The 15,755-nt window shown below is 63.1% G+C and carries 15 protein-coding genes; 6 read left to right on the forward strand and 9 right to left on the reverse strand.

Annotation, left to right across the window (positions count from 1 at the left end):
* Positions 1 to 6 precede the first annotated feature (6 nt).
* The 4 genes from ugpE to tlpA all read right to left on the reverse strand — a co-directional run bounded on the left by ugpE (position 7) and on the right by tlpA (position 4,140).
* Positions 7 to 855 carry a sn-glycerol-3-phosphate ABC transporter permease UgpE gene (ugpE, locus tag NMG70_RS32100; protein ID WP_023797226.1) on the reverse strand — a complete coding sequence of 283 codons (849 nt, stop codon included), beginning with the start codon at positions 853 to 855 and terminating at the stop codon, positions 7 to 9.
* Between the two features lie 7 nt (positions 856 to 862).
* Positions 863 to 1,747 (reverse strand): sn-glycerol-3-phosphate ABC transporter permease UgpA, encoded by an 885-nt coding sequence (gene ugpA / locus NMG70_RS32105; protein ID WP_254028271.1) that lies wholly within the window; start codon positions 1,745 to 1,747, stop codon positions 863 to 865.
* Between the two features lie 78 nt (positions 1,748 to 1,825).
* Entirely contained in the window at positions 1,826 to 3,136 is a 1,311-nt protein-coding gene (ugpB, locus tag NMG70_RS32110) for a sn-glycerol-3-phosphate ABC transporter substrate-binding protein UgpB (RefSeq protein ID WP_254028197.1), read from the reverse strand.
* A gap of 317 nt (positions 3,137 to 3,453) precedes the next feature.
* Positions 3,454 to 4,140, reverse strand: a complete 687-nt coding sequence (gene tlpA / locus NMG70_RS32115; protein ID WP_254028198.1) for a thiol:disulfide interchange protein TlpA — start codon at positions 4,138 to 4,140, stop codon at positions 3,454 to 3,456.
* A 34-nt stretch (positions 4,141 to 4,174) separates the two neighbouring features.
* Here tlpA and argH point away from each other — a divergent pair, with 34 nt between their 5' ends.
* From argH to lysA, 3 genes are all read left to right on the forward strand, one after another.
* Positions 4,175 to 5,575: an argininosuccinate lyase gene (argH, locus tag NMG70_RS32120; protein WP_254028199.1), complete on the forward strand. Its 1,401-nt coding sequence runs from the start codon at positions 4,175 to 4,177 to the stop codon at positions 5,573 to 5,575.
* Positions 5,576 to 5,804: 229 nt separating this feature from the next.
* Entirely contained in the window at positions 5,805 to 6,011 is a 207-nt protein-coding gene (locus NMG70_RS32125) for a hypothetical protein (RefSeq protein WP_254028200.1), read from the forward strand.
* 52 nt (positions 6,012 to 6,063) lie between these two features.
* Complete coding sequence (lysA, locus tag NMG70_RS32130; RefSeq protein ID WP_254028201.1) at positions 6,064 to 7,332, forward strand: diaminopimelate decarboxylase; 1,269 nt, start codon at positions 6,064 to 6,066, stop codon at positions 7,330 to 7,332.
* Between the two features lie 31 nt (positions 7,333 to 7,363).
* Here the strand turns inward: lysA and NMG70_RS32135 are convergent, their stop codons facing one another.
* Positions 7,364 to 7,666, reverse strand: a complete 303-nt coding sequence (locus tag NMG70_RS32135; protein ID WP_254028202.1) for an ArsR/SmtB family transcription factor — start codon at positions 7,664 to 7,666, stop codon at positions 7,364 to 7,366.
* Positions 7,667 to 7,716: 50 nt separating this feature from the next.
* Between NMG70_RS32135 and NMG70_RS32140 the strand changes: the two genes are divergently transcribed.
* Both NMG70_RS32140 and NMG70_RS32145 read left to right on the forward strand, forming a co-directional pair.
* Positions 7,717 to 8,658, forward strand: a complete 942-nt coding sequence (locus NMG70_RS32140) for a threonine/serine dehydratase (RefSeq protein WP_254028203.1) — start codon at positions 7,717 to 7,719, stop codon at positions 8,656 to 8,658.
* Between the two features lie 173 nt (positions 8,659 to 8,831).
* Complete coding sequence (locus NMG70_RS32145; RefSeq protein WP_254028204.1) at positions 8,832 to 11,495, forward strand: TIGR02302 family protein; 2,664 nt, start codon at positions 8,832 to 8,834, stop codon at positions 11,493 to 11,495.
* Positions 11,496 to 11,606: 111 nt separating this feature from the next.
* Here NMG70_RS32145 and NMG70_RS32150 read toward each other — a convergent pair whose 3' ends face one another.
* Entirely contained in the window at positions 11,607 to 12,464 is an 858-nt protein-coding gene (locus tag NMG70_RS32150) for a LysR family transcriptional regulator (RefSeq protein ID WP_254028205.1), read from the reverse strand.
* Between the two features lie 313 nt (positions 12,465 to 12,777).
* On the opposite strand from NMG70_RS32150, the gene NMG70_RS32155 reads away from it, so the two are divergent.
* Positions 12,778 to 13,728: a DMT family transporter gene (locus tag NMG70_RS32155; RefSeq protein ID WP_254028206.1), complete on the forward strand. Its 951-nt coding sequence runs from the start codon at positions 12,778 to 12,780 to the stop codon at positions 13,726 to 13,728.
* A 12-nt stretch (positions 13,729 to 13,740) separates the two neighbouring features.
* Here NMG70_RS32155 and NMG70_RS32160 read toward each other — a convergent pair whose 3' ends face one another.
* The 3 genes from NMG70_RS32160 to NMG70_RS32170 form a co-directional block, all read right to left on the reverse strand.
* Positions 13,741 to 14,112: a response regulator gene (locus NMG70_RS32160; RefSeq protein ID WP_236385137.1), complete on the reverse strand. Its 372-nt coding sequence runs from the start codon at positions 14,110 to 14,112 to the stop codon at positions 13,741 to 13,743.
* Between the two features lie 346 nt (positions 14,113 to 14,458).
* A complete protein-coding gene (gene hpt, locus NMG70_RS32165; protein WP_027153387.1) occupies positions 14,459 to 15,001 on the reverse strand; it encodes a hypoxanthine phosphoribosyltransferase in 543 nt (180 codons plus the stop codon).
* 26 nt (positions 15,002 to 15,027) lie between these two features.
* Positions 15,028 to 15,669 carry a hypothetical protein gene (locus tag NMG70_RS32170; RefSeq protein WP_254028207.1) on the reverse strand — a complete coding sequence of 214 codons (642 nt, stop codon included), beginning with the start codon at positions 15,667 to 15,669 and terminating at the stop codon, positions 15,028 to 15,030.
* Positions 15,670 to 15,755: the final 86 nt, after the last annotated feature.

The raw sequence follows: 15,755 nt of genomic DNA on the forward strand, positions 1-15,755 counted from the left end.
AGCTTCTCACTTTTCGGATTCGACCAAGCCGCGCACGAACCAGCGTTGCATCAGCACCACCACCAGGATCGGCGGCACGATGGCCAGCATCGCCGTGACCATGACCAAGTGCCATTCGGTATCGGCATCGGCGAAGGAAACCATCTTTCTCAACGCGATGACGATGGTGTTCATGTCGTTGCTGTTGGTGACCAGCAGCGGCCAAAGATACTGCGTCCAGCCGTAGATGAAGAGGATCACGAACAGCGCCGCGATGTTGGTGCGCGACAGCGGCAAGAGGATATCGAAGAAGAAGCGCCATGGCCCGGCGCCGTCGACGCGCGCCGCCTCGACCAATTCGCCCGGTATGGTCATGAAGAACTGACGAAACAGCAGCGTCGCGGTGGCCGAGGCGATCAGCGGGATGATCAGGCCGGCATAGGTGTCGATCATGCCGAGATCGACCATCACCTTGTAGGTCGGCAGGATGCGCACCTCGACAGGAAGCATCAAGGTGATGAAGATCAACCAGAAGAAGGTCATGCGCAGCGGGAAGCGGAAGAACACGATCGCGTAGGCCGACAGGATCGAGATGCAGATCTTTCCCACCGCAACGCCGAGCGCCATGATCGTGGTGTTGAGGAGCAGTTGGCCGACGCTGACGCCGCCGATGCGGCCAATGCCGCCGAACAGCGCCTCGCTATAATTGTTCCACAGCTGGCCGCCGGGCAACAGCGGCAGCGGCGGCCTGAGAATGGTTTGCAGCGTGTGTGTCGAGGCAACGAAGGTGTAGTAGATCGGGAAAGCCACGATCAATATGCCGAGGATAAGCACGGCATGGGCAATGAAGGTGCGGAGCGGTGACTGGCCGATCATCGCTGCCTCAGCCGTAGTGGACTTTGCGTTCCACGTAGCGGAACTGGATAGCAGTGAGGGCAATGACGATGGCCATCAGGATGACTGACTGCGCCGCCGAGTCACCCAGGATCAGATTGACGAAGCCGTCATTATAGACCTTGTAGACCAGCGTCTCGGTCGCCTTGCCCGGCCCGCCGCCGGTGACGGCATGAACGATGCCGAAAGTGTCGAACAGGGCATAGACGGTGTTGACGACCAGCAGGAAAAAGGTGGTCGGCGCAAGCAGCGGGAAGACGATGGTCCAGAAGCGCTTGGTCTCGCCGGCGCCGTCCATGGCCGCCGCCTCGATCAGCGTTTTCGGCACCGCCTGCAGGCCGGCGACGAAGAACAGGAAATTGTAGCTGATCTGCTTCCAGGCAGCCGCCGACACCAGCAGGATCATGGCGTGGGTGCCATTGAGCAGCGGATCCCAGGCGATGCCGAGGCTTCTAAGCAAATACGCTAACGAGCCGATCGAAGGATTGAACAGGAACAGCCACAGCATGCCGGCAATCGCCGGCGCCACGGCATAGGGCCATATCAACAGCGTGCGGTAGAGGCCTTTGCCGCGCACCGCCTTCTCGGCCATGACCGCAAGCAAAAGGGCCACGACCATGGCAACGATCGCGGTCGCAAGCGAGAACACTACGGTGACCTGGATCGAGTTGAGATAGGCCGGATCGGCCAGCACCTTGCGGAAATTGGCAAACCAGACGAACCTGGTCCTCAGCCCGAACGGATCCTGTCTGAGCATCGACTGATAAAGCGCCTGACCGGCCGGCCAGTAGAAGAAAACCAGTGTTATGGCGAGTTGTGGCGCCACCAGCAGGTAGGGCAGGATCTTGTTGGGAAAGACGACGCGTGGAGACAGGCTGATTTCCCTCGCACTCTCAGGAGACGCCCACGCGAGCTCGCGTGGGCGATATTCAAACAGACCGAGATAATCTCGTCAGTTCTCCAGCGCTTCCTTGATCGCGGCGTTGCCGCGCGTGACCGCATTGTCGAGCGCCTGCTGAGCGGTTTGCTGGCCGGCCAGCATCTTCTCGAACTCCTCATTCTGGATATCGCGCACCTGCGGCAGATTTGGCAGGCGCACGCCCTTCGAGTTGTCGGTCGGCGCCTTGCCCGTCATCTGCAGGATGGGCGTCTCGCGGCCGGGGTTCTTCTCATAGAAGCCTGATTTCTTGGTCGCCTCGTACGCAGCGAGCGTCACCGGCAGGTATCCCGACTTCTGGTGCAGATACTCCTGCACATCGGTCTTGGACAGATAGGAAAAAAAGGCTGCGACACCCTTGTATTGCTCGTCCGACTTGTTGCCGAACACCCACAGGCTGGCACCGCCCGGCGTGGTGTTCTGCGGTGCGCCCTTGGCGTCGGTATCGTAGGGAAGCTGGCCGATGCCATAGTTCATGCCGGACTTGACGATATCGCCGAGACCGCCCGACGATTCGGTGAAGATGCCGCATTCGCCGGCAAGGAAGATCTGCTTGGCTTCGGAGGTGCGCCCGCCATATTTGAAGGTACCGTCCTTGGCGAGGTCCGCGAGCGCCTGGAAGTGGTTGACGAAAATCGGCGCGTTGATTTTGAGCTCGACATCACCGCCGGCCAGGCCGTTCTGCTGGGTGGCCCAGGACACATCATTCCATGCCGCGAAATTCTCCAGATGGATCCAGGTCAGCCAGGTAGAGGTATAACCGCAAGAGGCGGCGCCGCTCGTCTTGATCTTCTTGGCAGCTTCCCACACCTCGTTCCAGGTCTTGGGCGGGCTGTTCACGTCGAGGCCCGCCTTCTGGAAGATGTCCTTGTTGTAGTAGAGGATCGGCGAGGAGGAGTTGTAGGGGAAGGACAGCATGGTGCCGTCCGGCTTCGAATAATAGCCGACGATGCCGGGCAGATACTGGCTCTTGTCGAAGGTCATCCCGGCACTGGTCAGCACCTCGGCCACCGGCTTGATCGCACCCTCGGCCGCCATCATCACGCCGGTGCCGACATCGAACACCTGGAGGATATCGGGCGCCTGTCCGGCGCGGAAGGCGGCGATGCCGGCATTCAGCGTCTCGGGATAGGTGCCCTTGAACACCGGGACCAGCTCATAGTCGCTCTGGCTGGCGTTGAAATCCTTGGAGATCTTGTCGACGACCTCGGCGTTGGCGCCGGTCATGGCGTGCCACCAGCTGATCTGCGTGACGGCGAAGGCGGAGGTGGTGGAAAGCAGGGTCATGGTGGCGGCGACACCGGCCGCGAAGCCGAAGAACTTCATGTTTCATCTCCCGTTTTGTCATTGGCGAAAGGGGCACTCTCGCAAAGGCAATATGTGCCGCTCGTGACAATTGGACAACGGATTTGTTGCGGATCGATGAACTCGATCTCCACTTAAAGTAGTGCACGGCTCGAAATGAGAGCCGATGGAAAGCAATTGAAAAGCCGGCTTACTGTTCGCACAAAGGGGACGGTGAGCGGCAATCGCCGGCGCCTAAAGCGCGTCGCGTTTGAATGGATTCATGCGACGCGCTTTAGGTTCTTGTTTTGATGCATTTCGTAATCGCAAAACCGCTGCGCACTTTTGCGCGACATGCATTAGTCCGACTTGCCGAGCGCCGTCTCGAGCAGCCGCCTGGCATCCGGGCTCGACCATTCGGCCGGGCCGTTCATGTGGGCAATCAGGCAGCCTTCCGCGTCGATCAGCATGGTGACCGGCAGGCCGAGCGCCAGGCCGCGCGTCTTGAGATCGTTGAACAGCGCCATCGTCGAGTCGCGGTAGTAGCCGAGCGACTCGACGCCGGTTTCCTCGAGGAACTTCTTCGGTTTGGCGTCGTTGCCGGCATCGACGTTGACCGCGACGACCTCGAAGGCGCCGCTGCCCATTTCTTTCTGCAGCGCGTCGAGCGCCGGCATTTCGGCGCGGCAGGGCGCGCACCATGTCGCCCACAGATTGAGCAGCACCGTCTTGCCGGCATGGTCGGCGAGCGTCATCGGCTTGGCGTCGGGGCTGTTGAAGGCAAGGCCCTTCAGCGATTGCGGCGGATCGGCCGGCAAAAGTGCGGCGACCTGGCCGGTGGCAGCCGCCGCGACCGTCTTAGCGCGGTCGGCCTTGGCGGCGCATGCGACATCGTCCTTGCTGTCGCCAACCGCGACTTGAGCGGGGGCGTTGTTGCCAGAACCGCTTTCGCTGACATATACCGCGACCGCGCCGGCAAGCACGCCTGCCACCAAAGCGGCGAGGATGAGGCGCGGGGCCGGGAAAAATCGATTGCCGTCTGCCATTTTTTGAAACTGCTCCGGAGCACGGGTTATAGCGATGAGCGACAAGAAGGCCAGCAACCAGATGTGGGGCGGACGTTTTGCCTCGGGTCCGGCCGCGATCATGGAAGCGATCAACGCGTCGATCTCGTTCGACCGCAAACTCTATGCGCAGGATATCAGAGGCTCGGTCGCCCACAGCGAGATGCTGGCGCAAACCGGCATTATTTCGGCGGCCGATCAAGAAAAAATCGCTCACGGGCTGAACACGATCCTGGCAGAGATCGAAGCCGGCACGTTCGAGTTCTCGACCAGGCTGGAAGACATCCACATGAATGTCGAGGCGCGCCTTGCCGAGTTGATCGGGCCGGCTGCCGGCCGCCTGCATACCGCCCGTTCGCGCAACGACCAGGTGGCGGTCGATCTCAGGCTATGGGTCAAGGACGAGTGCTTTCGCGTCGCCGAGGCGCTGAAGGGCCTGATCACGGCATTCCTGGAGCGGGCCGAGGAGCACGCGGCAACGGTGATGCCGGGCTTCACCCACATGCAGGCGGCGCAGCCGGTAACCTTCGGCCATCACTGCATGGCCTATGTCGAAATGTTTTCGCGCGACCTGTCGCGTGTTCGCGACGCTATCGAAAGGATGGACGAAAGCCCGCTCGGTGCGGCCGCGCTTGCCGGCACCAGCTTTCCGATCGACCGGCACCAGACGGCCAAGGCGCTCGGCTTTCGCGAGCCGATGCGCAATTCCCTCGACAGCGTTTCGGACCGCGATTTCGCGCTCGAGTTTTTGGGGCTGGCGGCGATCTGCGCGACGCATCTGTCGCGACTGGCCGAAGAAATCATCATCTGGTCGACGCCGCAATTCGGCTTCGTCAGGTTGTCGGACTCATTCTCCACCGGCTCCTCGATCATGCCGCAGAAGAAGAACCCCGACGCCGCCGAGCTGGTGCGCGGCAAGACCGGCCGCGTCACCGGCCATCTGGTCGGCCTGCTGACGGTGATGAAGGGCATGCCGCTGACCTACGGCAAGGACATGCAGGAAGATAAGGAATCCGTGTTCGACGCCGCCGAAACGCTCGACCTGATGCTGGCGGCGATGACCGGCATGGTGCGCGACATGACGGTGAACGCCGCCGCCATGAAGAGGGCCGCCGGGTCAGGTTATGCGACGGCGACCGATCTCGCCGACTGGCTGGTGCGCACGCTCGGCCTGCCGTTCCGCGAGGCGCATCATGTCACCGGCCGCGCGGTAGCGCTGGCCGAAGAGAAGAAGATCGGGCTCGACAGGCTGCCGCTGGAAGACCTGCAGTCCATTCATCCCGGCATCACGGCGGACGTGTTTTCCGTGCTTGCCGTGCAGAACTCGGTGAAGAGCCGCACGAGCTTGGGCGGCACCGCGCCGTCGGAAGTGAGGAAGCAAATCCGGTACTGGAAAAAGCACATCGCCAAGGCGTGATGCTCGTGCGGCGAATCCGAAATTCGCATCACGTTGGAGCAGCGCGGCGAGCGAATTTCGGATTCAAAAGCCGCACGAATTAATTAATGGATTCTAGTGTGGTTTTGGATTTGAAGTTCCTCAACGCGAATGCCATCAATGGCAGGAACTTCAAATCCACCACACTTTGGTGCAATGCCAGAAAAACTCGGCTAAAAGCGGCGGGCAAAAGTTTCAGACGGATGGATCGATGACCGCAAGCAGGATTTTGGTGACGCTGACGCTGCTGGCGGTGCTGGCAACCGTAACGGCCTGCGGCAGGAAAGCCGGCCTTGACACGCCCTATGAGGCGGCCGTGCAGGCGCGCAAGGACGCGCAAAAGGCCGAGCAGCCCGTGCCGCCGGAGCCGGAAAAACCGGTCAAGGACAAGAAGTTCATTCTCGACCCGCTGATCTAGAGCCGATGAGATCGGTCGATCTCATCGTGCTCCAACTTCCGGAACCACTCTTGTGAACCATTTCGACTACCGCGACGGCATGCTGCATGCCGAGGACGTGGCGATATCAGAGATCGCTGCAAGCGTGGGCACGCCGTTCTATTGCTATTCGACGGCGACCCTGACCAGGCATTTCCGCGTGTTTGCGCAGGCCTTTTCCGGGCTCGACGCGCTGGTCTGCTACGCGATGAAGGCGAATTCCAACCAGGCTGTGCTAAAAATCCTGGCCAAGCTCGGCGCCGGCGCCGACGTGGTCTCGGAAGGCGAATTGCGCCGCGCGCTGGCCGCCGGCATTCCAGCCAGCAAGATCCTGTTTTCGGGCGTCGGCAAGACGGCGTGCGAAATGGATTTTGCGCTCTCGGCCGGCATTCTGTGCTTCAACGTCGAATCAGAGCCGGAACTTGAATTGCTGTCGGCCCGCGCCACGGCACTGGGCAAGGTGGCGTCGGTCTCGCTGCGCATCAATCCCGATGTCGATGCCAAGACCCACAAGAAGATCTCCACCGGCAGGGCCGAGAACAAGTTCGGCATCCCCTGGCAGAAGGCGCGAAAGGTCTATGCCCGCGCAGCCGAACTGCCTGGCATCAAGGTCACCGGCATCGACACCCATATCGGCAGCCAGATCACCGAATTGCAGCCCTTCGATGACGCCTTCGCGCTGCTGGTGGAGCTGGTCGGTGTGCTGCGTGCCGACGGGCACGCAATCGAGCACATCGATCTCGGCGGCGGCCTCGGCATTCCCTACCGCGTCGACAACAGCCCACCCCCCTTGCCGGACGCTTATGCCCAGATCGTCAGGAAGCACGTCACCAAGCTCGGGCTGAAGGTGATGTTCGAGCCGGGCCGGCTGATATCAGGCAATGCCGGCATCCTCGTCTCTCAAGTGATCTTCGTGAAGGAGGGCGACGCCAAGAACTTCCTGGTCGTCGACGCCGCGATGAACGATCTGATCCGGCCGACGCTTTACGACGCCTTCCATGAGATCAAGCCGGTGGTGCAGCAGCCGGCGGCAGCACCGCGCATGACGGTGGACGTCGTCGGCCCGGTCTGCGAGACCGGCGATTATCTTGGCCTCGACCGCGACCTGCCGCGGCTCAAGGCCGGCGACCTGATCGCCATCGCCACCGCCGGCGCCTATGGCGCGGTGCAGGCCGGCACCTACAACACCAGGCCGCTGGTGCCCGAAGTGCTGGTCGACGGTGACCGTTTTCACGTCGTGCGCCCGCGGCAGACCTATGACGAGCTGATCGGGCTGGATTCGCTGCCTAATTGGTTGGAATAGAGCGCTTGCAGCGTCACTGCCGGGGTTGAAGCTACAGCCGGTGCTGGATCCGCGCCCTGGTCTCGGCAATCCTGCCCTCGTCGCGGCGATAAAATGTCCACTGCTTGATGCGTTTGCTGCGCAAAAGGCCGGCCTGGGTCAGCACCCGCATGTGCTCGCTGAGCGTCGCCTGGGTGATCCCCAGCTTTTCCGCAATCAGCAGCGCGCAGACCCCGTCCTCGACCAGATCGCCATCCGCCTGGCATGGGAAATGCGCGCGCGGGTCCTTCAGCCAATCGAGGATTTGCAGCCTGCGCTCGTTGGCGATCGCCTTGAAGACATCAACCTCTTGCATTTAGCCATTTTGCTAAGTTACTAAGTGATGTCAACCCTTGGGAGCAGACCATGCTGAACGGCAATAGCATCACCCGCGAACGTATCGCCGCAATGGAACCGCGCATCCGGCCGTTCGTGCGCCACACGCCGGTGCTGGGCGTCGACATGGCCGATTTTGGCCGTCCGCCTCTTGGCGTCGACCTGAAGCTCGAATGCCTGCAGCATTCCGGCTCGTTTAAGGCGCGCGGCGCGTTCACCAATCTTCTCGAGCGGCGGGTTCCCGCGGCCGGCGTCGTCGCGGCATCGGGCGGCAATCATGGTGCCGCGGTCGCCTACGCCGCCATGCGACTTGGCCACAAGGCGACCATCTTCGTTCCCGAAGTGAGCCCGCCGGCCAAGCTGGAACGCATTCGCGGCTACGGCGCCGAGCTGGTCGTCGGCGGCGCGCGCTATGCCGAGGCGCTGGCCGCCAGCGAAGACTTTGCCGAAAGGTCCGGCGCGCTGCAGATCCACGCTTTCAACCAGAAGGAAACGCTGGTCGGGCAAGGCACGCTTGGCCTCGAGATCGAGGCCGACCTGCCTGAGCTCGACACGCTGCTGGTCGCCGTCGGCGGCGGCGGCCTGATCGGCGGCATCGCCGCCTGGTTTGCCGGCCGCATCAGGATCATCGCCGTCGAGCCCGAGGGCGCGCCGACGCTTCATCGCGCCTTCGAGGCCGGCCGGCCCGTCGATGCGCCGACAGAGGGCATCGCCGCCGATTCGCTGGCGCCGAAGCGCGTCGGCGAAATGATGTTTCCGATTGCCGAGGCCTTCGTCGAGCGTTCCATACTGGTCAGCGACGACGAGATCATCGCCGCGCAGGCGGCGCTTTGGGACCGGGTGCGAATCATCTCCGAGCCGGGTGGCGCCGCGGCCTTCTCGGCGCTCTTGTCCGGCCGCTACGCGCCGGCTGCGGGCGAGCGTGTCGCCGTGCTGGTCTGCGGTGCAAACGCCAATCCGGCTAGATTCTGACGATAACGGGGACACGCTTGTTCACGTTTTAGGGAACTGCCTCGCCTTCGCCGTGTTTCTTGGTATGTTTGGTGCGACGTGCATCTAAGATTTTGAGTCCTTCGCATCCGATTCTCGGGCCGGTGCGATAGATTTGCGAGGTTCGGGTTATCCCGCCCGAACAGGAAGGGCCGATGACGCAACGACCCACCTTCACCAGCGATCGCAGCCTGGCCGGGCGCCTTGCCCTGAGCCGGCTGGCGACGCGGGTCTCGATGACGGTCGAGCGTGGCTGGCCGTTGCTGCTTCCGCTCGTCATCGTCGCCAGCCTGTTCCTCAGCGTCTCGTGGCTCGGCCTCTTCCTCCTGCTGCCCGACACCGCGCGCGTCGGCCTCATGGCAGCGTTCGGCATCGCAGCCCTTGCGGCGCTCTATCCCTTGCGTTTCTTCCGGGTGCCGTCCAGTGCCGAGATCGACCAGCGCATCGAGGCGGCCAACCTATTGCTGCACAGTCCGGTGCTGGTGCAGACGGACCGGCCGAGCGGCAGGGAAAGCATTTTTTCGCAAGCGCTATGGCGCGAGCACCAGAAACGCATGGCCGAAAAACTCGGCAACCTCGGTGGCGACCTGCCGCGCACCCGGGTGCCGGAGCGAGACCCATGGGGGCTGCGCGCTGTGGCGGCGCTTGTGTTGGTCACCGCTTTCGCCTTCTCGTTCGGGCCGTCGGGCGGCCGCATAGCGGACGGGTTCAGTGCCCACGCGGCGCGCGACGCGGTGCCGCCGCGCATCGACGCCTGGGTGACGCCGCCGGCCTACACCGGCAGGGCACCGGTCTTCCTCACTTCCCCAGCCTCCGCCAACCCGGCCCTCGCCAGCAATGGCAATCAGGCGCCGTCCACCTTCACCGTTCCGGCAGGCAGCGATGTGTCGCTGCGCGTCACCGGCGGTTCGGGCGAGGAAACACTGAGCTTTGCCGACGCCGACGGCAACGCCCGCACCATCGAGCCGGCCGCGCAGCAGCCCGACGCGGCCAAGTCGGCTGTGGGCAAGTCGGCTGCGGTCAAGCCGGCTGCAGCAACCCCCTCCACGGTGCGCCAGTTCACCGGAAAGCTGACGGCCAACGGCACGCTGACGCTGAACTCGGGCGGCGACGAACTCGGCAGCTGGGCCTTCGCGGTGATCCCGGACAAGCCGCCGCAGATCCGCTTCGTCGGCGAGCCGAAACGCGCCGTCAACGGCTCCTTCGAGCTCAACTACCAGATCGACGACGACTATGGCGCGGCCTCCGCCAAGGCGGATTTCGTATTGGCCGACTCACCGGCGCCGAATGCGCATCCGCTCTATGGCCCGCCCGAAATGCCGCTGTCGCTGCCGCGCCGCGGCGCCAAGGGCAATGCCGCCAAGACCACGAAGGACCTGACCGAGCACGTCTGGGCCGGCGGCGACATCAAGCTGAGGCTTGTCGCTACCGACGATGCCGGACATACGGCAACCAGCGAAACCAAGACCCTGGTGATGCCGGAGCGGCCTTTCTCCAACCCGCTGGCCAGGGCCGTGATCGAGCAGCGCCGCGTGCTGGCGCTCGACGCCAACGCCAAGAGCCGCGTGCTCGACCTGATGGACGCGATCACGCTCAGGCCCGAAGATACGTTCGACAACATGGCGCATTACCTCGCCATCATGAGCGCCCGCACCCGGTTGAAGATGGCCGACAACGACGACAAGTTGCGCGACGAGGTCGCCTACCTCTGGGAGATCGCGCTCGGCATCGAGGAAGGCAATCTTTCGGAGGCCGAGCGGCGGCTGCGCCAGGCGCAGCAGGCCCTGCAGGACGCGATCAAGAACGGCGCCAGCGACGAGGAAATCGACAAGGCGATGAAGGAACTGCGCGAGGCGATGAACCAGTTCCTGCAGGAATTCGCCCAGCGTGCGCAGCAGAATCCGAACGCGCCGCAGATGCAGCAGAACGGCCAGGAACTGCGCCAGAGCGACATCGAACGGATGATGGACCAGATCGAAAACCTGGCGAAATCAGGCGATCGCGACAGCGCGCAGCAATTGCTTTCGCAACTGCAGGACATGATGAACAATCTGCAGGCCGGACGTCAGCAGCAGGGCGGCCAGCAGAACAGCGAAATGCGCCAGCAGATGGACAAGCTCGGCGAGATCATGCGGCGCCAGCAGGAGATGATGAACGAAACCTTCCGCATGGACCAGATGCAGCGCGGCCAGCAACAGCGCGGGCAGAATCGCGACGAGCAGCTCGGCGAGAACGGTGAGCAGGGCCAAATGGGCGAACAGGGCGAGCAGCCCGGCCCAGGTGAAGACCGCGATCCGCTCGGCCGGTCGAAGCCGATGACGCCGCAGGAATTCGCCGACGCGCTAAAGCAGTTGCAGGAAGGCCAGGGTAAGCTGCAAAGCGAGCTCGACCAGCTGAGGAAAGGCCTCGAAGGCATGGGTCTCGAGCCCAATGAAGGATTTGGCGAGGCCGGCAAATCCATGGGCAATGCCGAACAGGCGCTTGGCGACAGCGATGGCGACCAGGCCGTCGGTCACCAGGGCCGCGCGCTGGAAGCGTTGCGCAAGGGCGCCAAGGACATGATGAAGCAATTGCAGGCCATGCAGGGCGACGAGGGCGACGGCCAGCGCGGCGGCCGCCAGCAGAATGCCGACCGCGATCCGCTCGGCCGCCCACGCGCCACCGACGGTCCCGATTTCGGCGAGTCGGTGAAGGTGCCGGACGAGATCGACGTGCAGCGCGCCCGCCAGATCCTCGAAGCGATCCGCAAGCGGCTCGGCAATGCGCTCAGCCCCGACATCGAGCGCAGCTATCTGGAGCGGCTGCTGGAGCTGAAGTAAAGCTGCCCTGCTTTAAAGCGCGTCGCATTTGAACGGATTCATGCGACGCGCTTTAAGTTCTTTTTTCCATGTCGCTATCACAAAACCGCTGCGCGCTTTTGCGCAACATCATTAGCGGTTGGTGAACGCCTCGCGGATCGCCTCTTCCATGCCGTCGATGGCCTCGCCGGACGCGTTCGGATTGCGCCGCAGGACCACGTTGGAGGAATCGATGTCGCCGAACCCGTCGGCGGCGGTAAGTTCGCGGCAGCCGGCCGGGATGTTGCTGCGTGAGATCGGCGCAATCGCCAGCCCGGAGGTGACGGCGAGCCGCAGGCCGCCATTGGTATCGCTGGTAAAGGCGACCCGATAGGCGAGACCGCGCTGTTCCAGCGACTTGATCGCGAAATCCTTGCACCAGCCGGCGCGGTTGTAGAGCGCGATCGGCACCGGCCGCTCCTCATGCATATTATGCAGCTCCGACGTCACCCACACGGTCGGGTCATGCATCAGCACCTCACCGCCGGAGAGGTTCTGCCATTCGAACACCACCGCCAGGTCGAGCTCGCCGGCGGCGAGCGCCGCGATCTGCGCACCGGATTGCGCGTAGCGGACGGTGATGTCGACCTGAGGATGGCGCTTGGCAAAGGCGCCGAGCGCGCGCGACAGGATCGCATGGCCATATTCCTCCGGAATGCCGATGCGCACCGGTCCGCCAAGCGGCGCCGCGACCATCGATGCCGCCGTCTCGTCCAGCAGCGACACGATCCGGCGGGCGTTGACGATGAGTTCGCCGCCGCGGCGCGTCAGCGCCACGCCACGCGAGCCGCGCTCGAACAGGCTGTCGCCGACCATATCTTCGAGCTTCTTCATCTGCATCGAAACCGCCGACTGGGTACGGCCGGCCTGCACCGCAGCCTTGGTGAAATTGCCGGCGTCAGCGACCGCGACGAAGGTGCGCAGCAGATCGCTGTCGAGCGTGGGCTTCATTTGTCCGCCATAAGAAAATCTGATTGCTGGCATCATTCCAATTCGTTTGCAACATGTCAAACGGCGGATAATAGTCGCTTCACCCATTGGATATGCGGCTGCGAAATCGGCTGCGGACCAATCGAAGTCCTCACTCGTACCCGCTGCCCGAAACGGTGGCGGGTTCTTTTTGATGCATATCGCCCAAAAGCATGCCCTCGGGCATGACCCAGGGCCTGACCCGAGGGTGCGCAGCGGTTTTGGGCGATATGCATAAAGCAAAATTACGCAGGCCCGGCTCTCGGGCCGCGCACGCAAGGAGCCGTCTAACGACATGCAGAACCGGATCGTCCTCGGCATGGCAAGCCTTTGCCTCGGCGTTCTGGTGTTCTCGCTCCAGGATCCGCTGATCAAGGCCGTATCGGGCACCTATCCGGTAACCGAGGTGATGGCGATCCGCTCGATCGTCGCCCTGCCCATTCTTCTCGTGCTGGTTCATGCCGATGTCGGCCTTAAGGCGATCTTTTCGAAGCGGTTTCGCATGCTGACGATGCGCGCCCTGATCCTGTTCACCTCCTACACAGTCTACTACCTGGCGATCGCCGCCCTGCCGCTTGCCGACGCGGTGGCACTCTATTTCATGGCACCGCTGTTCATCATGGCGCTTGCCGGCCCCTATCTCGGCGAACGAGTGGCGTGGCAGACGCTGGTCACCGTCATGGTCGGGATGCTCGGCGTGCTGGTGATGCTGCGACCCGGTGCCGGGCTGTTCGACTGGGCGGCGCTGCTGTCGCTGGCCTCGGCGGTGCTGTACGGTTTTTCGCAGTTGATGGCCCGCAAGATCGGCGACACCGAATCATCCACAGTCATGGCGTTCTATCAAAACGGCGTCTATCTCCTGGGCGCTGCAGCGGTTGCCGGGCTGTTCTGGCTGGCAGGAATAGCTCACGCCACGCATCCGAGCCTCGAATTCCTGGTCAGGCCATGGATCTGGCCGACGTCTATCGACTTCCTGACGATGGCCGCCTGCGGCGTCGTCGCTTCGGCCGGGATGATCCTGTTGTCGCAGGCCTACCGGCTGGCGCCCGCCAACGGCGTCGCTACCTTCGAATACACCGGCATCATCTGGTCGCCGCTGTGGGGCTTCCTGTTCTTTGCCGAAGTGCCGCGATCGACGACCGTCATCGGCGCCGCCCTCATCATTGGCGCCGGTCTGTTCGCGCTCAACGCCAGCCGGCGCCGGAGCAGCGCGCCGGCTATCGCACCGACCTGCGATCCGGCCTGACCGCGCTGGATTTTAAGCGAAACAGGCGAGCGCCTGTTCGACGCGCGCGCGGATTTCGGCCAGCGTGAACGGCTTCTGCACGACGTCCACAATGACGCCGTTCAATTCCTCGGCGCGCTCGCGCTGGTCGGCATAGCCGGTCATCAGCAGGATCTTCATCGCCGGGAAAAGCGATGCAGCCGCCTTGGCCATTTGGATGCCGTCCATTCCCGGCATCCGGATATCCGAGACGACAAGGTCGTAGCCGCCACGTGCTGCGCGGATAAGGGCAAGCCCTTGTGCGCCGTCGGCGGCTATGTCGATCATGTGCCCGGCGCGTTCGAGCGCGCGAGCGGCGAGGGTGCGGACGGACTCATCGTCCTCAACGATCAGGAGCTTTGCCATAGCGGAATGTTCGCGTGGAAAAGTTGACTTTTCCTGAACCGCAACGCGGTCAGGGAGAAAATCCGGAGCATGCCGCATCGAAGCCCATCGCAGCTTCCGGATTGAGCACCAGGGTGTGTTGAGATTCAGGTCGGGCCGAGTTGAAAACAGCGGCTTCCGAGAACCGGAGCGGAGCGTACTTTTGGGTACGTGAGCCCGCGCATGATTTCGAAATCGATTTGATTTCGCGAATCATGCGCAAAATCAGAGTTCTACAGCGTCCTTGCGCGCCCAAGAAGGCGCGGCGCTGTAGTAAGCGCAGGAAGGCGCTGTTTGCAGGCCGGCCTCACCTGAATATCAACACACCCTAGGCGTCGCCCTTGACGACGCCGACGAACGGCAGTTCACGAAAGGCGTGGGCGACATCCATGCCGTAGCCGACGACGAAATAGTCGGGGCAGTCGAAGCCGACATAGTCGGCGTTGAGCGCGGTCTGGCGGCGCATGCGCTTGTCGAGCAGCACGGCGATGGCACAGCTTTTGGCGCCGCGCGACAGCATCAGGTCGCGGGTGAAGGACAGCGTCTTGCCGGATTCGAGGATGTCGTCGATCAACAACACGTCGCGGCCGGCGACTTCATTGTCGATATCGCGCAGCACCCTCACCTCGCCGCTGGTGGTGCCGGCGCCGTAGCTGGAGATGAAGATGAACTCGACCTCGGGCGACAGGCCGACATCGTGCATGGCGCGGATGAGGTCGGCGGCGAAGATGAACGACCCTTTCAGCACCGAAATCACCAGAAGGTCGTGATAGTCGTGCCCGGCGATCTCCTTGGCGAGCTCCAGATTGCGGCGGGCAATCGCCGACGCCGAAAACAGAACCTCGATGTCCTTGCCACGCACGACTGGCATTGGCTGCCTTTCCCGAAATGATCGCCCTAATCGGCGAAGGTGACCAAAACGGCCTCCACTCCGTTTCTAGGCACGTCGAGCCGGCTGGAAAAGGCAAATCTTTCGCCGGGCGCCAGCGACCGGTCGGATGTCCCCAGCGTATAGCGGGTTGTGCGCCCATCATTGCCGGTGACCCGGATTTCCAGCGGCGGCAATGGCGACGGGCTTGGGCCGTCATTCGCGGCCTCGCCACCGACGAACAGGACGGGTTGCGGCCCGGACGCATCGATACGCGATTTGACACCTGAAATGGTCAGTGCAGCGCCCGTTTCCTGCGTCGCGAAAAGAAGCGGCGTCTGGCGCACCAGCGCGTGGCCGCCCGAGACCCAGAAGGCTGCAAACGCGGCACTGAGGCCGGCGATCCAGAAGATCGGCCCGCCGCGCGACGCCGGCAGCCGTTCCATCGCGGCTTTGGGCTTGCGCAACATGTCCATGCCTTCGACCGATGGCGTGGCGATCACCCGCGAAAGCGGCGGTGAAGGGTCAATGCTGGCGGTGAGGCGCGGCAGCACCTCGTAGTCGGCGTCGACGACGTCACCGGCTGGATCACGCATAACGCGCTCCGGCGCGGCGGCCGTGCCGGTCATGATTTCGCCGGAAACCGGGCGCGCGGTTCGATCGTCAGCCATCGCGGCCCCAGCACTTCGCACTTGTTCGCTCTTCGTTTCTTTTGCGTAAACGGAAATGGTTAACGTTTCCCACCGGAAAACCTTGT

This window comes from Mesorhizobium ventifaucium (assembly GCF_935822925.1).
In the GTDB taxonomy this organism is placed as follows: Bacteria; Pseudomonadota; Alphaproteobacteria; order Rhizobiales; family Rhizobiaceae; genus Mesorhizobium; species Mesorhizobium ventifaucium.

What these genes read in the sequence shown, in the direction of transcription:
- ugpE (WP_023797226.1), bottom strand. Translation starts at nt 855, where the DNA reads ATGATCGGCCAGTCACCGCTCCGCACCTTCATTGCCCATGCCGTGCTT.
- ugpB (WP_254028197.1), bottom strand. Translation starts at nt 3,136, where the DNA reads ATGAAGTTCTTCGGCTTCGCGGCCGGTGTCGCCGCCACCATGACCCTG.
- tlpA (WP_254028198.1), bottom strand. Translation starts at nt 4,140, where the DNA reads ATGGCAGACGGCAATCGATTTTTCCCGGCCCCGCGCCTCATCCTCGCC.
- argH (WP_254028199.1), top strand. Translation starts at nt 4,175, where the DNA reads ATGAGCGACAAGAAGGCCAGCAACCAGATGTGGGGCGGACGTTTTGCC.
- NMG70_RS32125 (WP_254028200.1), top strand. Translation starts at nt 5,805, where the DNA reads ATGACCGCAAGCAGGATTTTGGTGACGCTGACGCTGCTGGCGGTGCTG.
- NMG70_RS32135 (WP_254028202.1), bottom strand. Translation starts at nt 7,666, where the DNA reads ATGCAAGAGGTTGATGTCTTCAAGGCGATCGCCAACGAGCGCAGGCTG.
- NMG70_RS32140 (WP_254028203.1), top strand. Translation starts at nt 7,717, where the DNA reads ATGCTGAACGGCAATAGCATCACCCGCGAACGTATCGCCGCAATGGAA.
- NMG70_RS32145 (WP_254028204.1), top strand. Translation starts at nt 8,832, where the DNA reads ATGACGCAACGACCCACCTTCACCAGCGATCGCAGCCTGGCCGGGCGC.
- NMG70_RS32150 (WP_254028205.1), bottom strand. Translation starts at nt 12,464, where the DNA reads ATGAAGCCCACGCTCGACAGCGATCTGCTGCGCACCTTCGTCGCGGTC.
- NMG70_RS32155 (WP_254028206.1), top strand. Translation starts at nt 12,778, where the DNA reads ATGCAGAACCGGATCGTCCTCGGCATGGCAAGCCTTTGCCTCGGCGTT.
- NMG70_RS32160 (WP_236385137.1), bottom strand. Translation starts at nt 14,112, where the DNA reads ATGGCAAAGCTCCTGATCGTTGAGGACGATGAGTCCGTCCGCACCCTC.
- hpt (WP_027153387.1), bottom strand. Translation starts at nt 15,001, where the DNA reads ATGCCAGTCGTGCGTGGCAAGGACATCGAGGTTCTGTTTTCGGCGTCG.
- NMG70_RS32170 (WP_254028207.1), bottom strand. Translation starts at nt 15,669, where the DNA reads ATGGCTGACGATCGAACCGCGCGCCCGGTTTCCGGCGAAATCATGACC.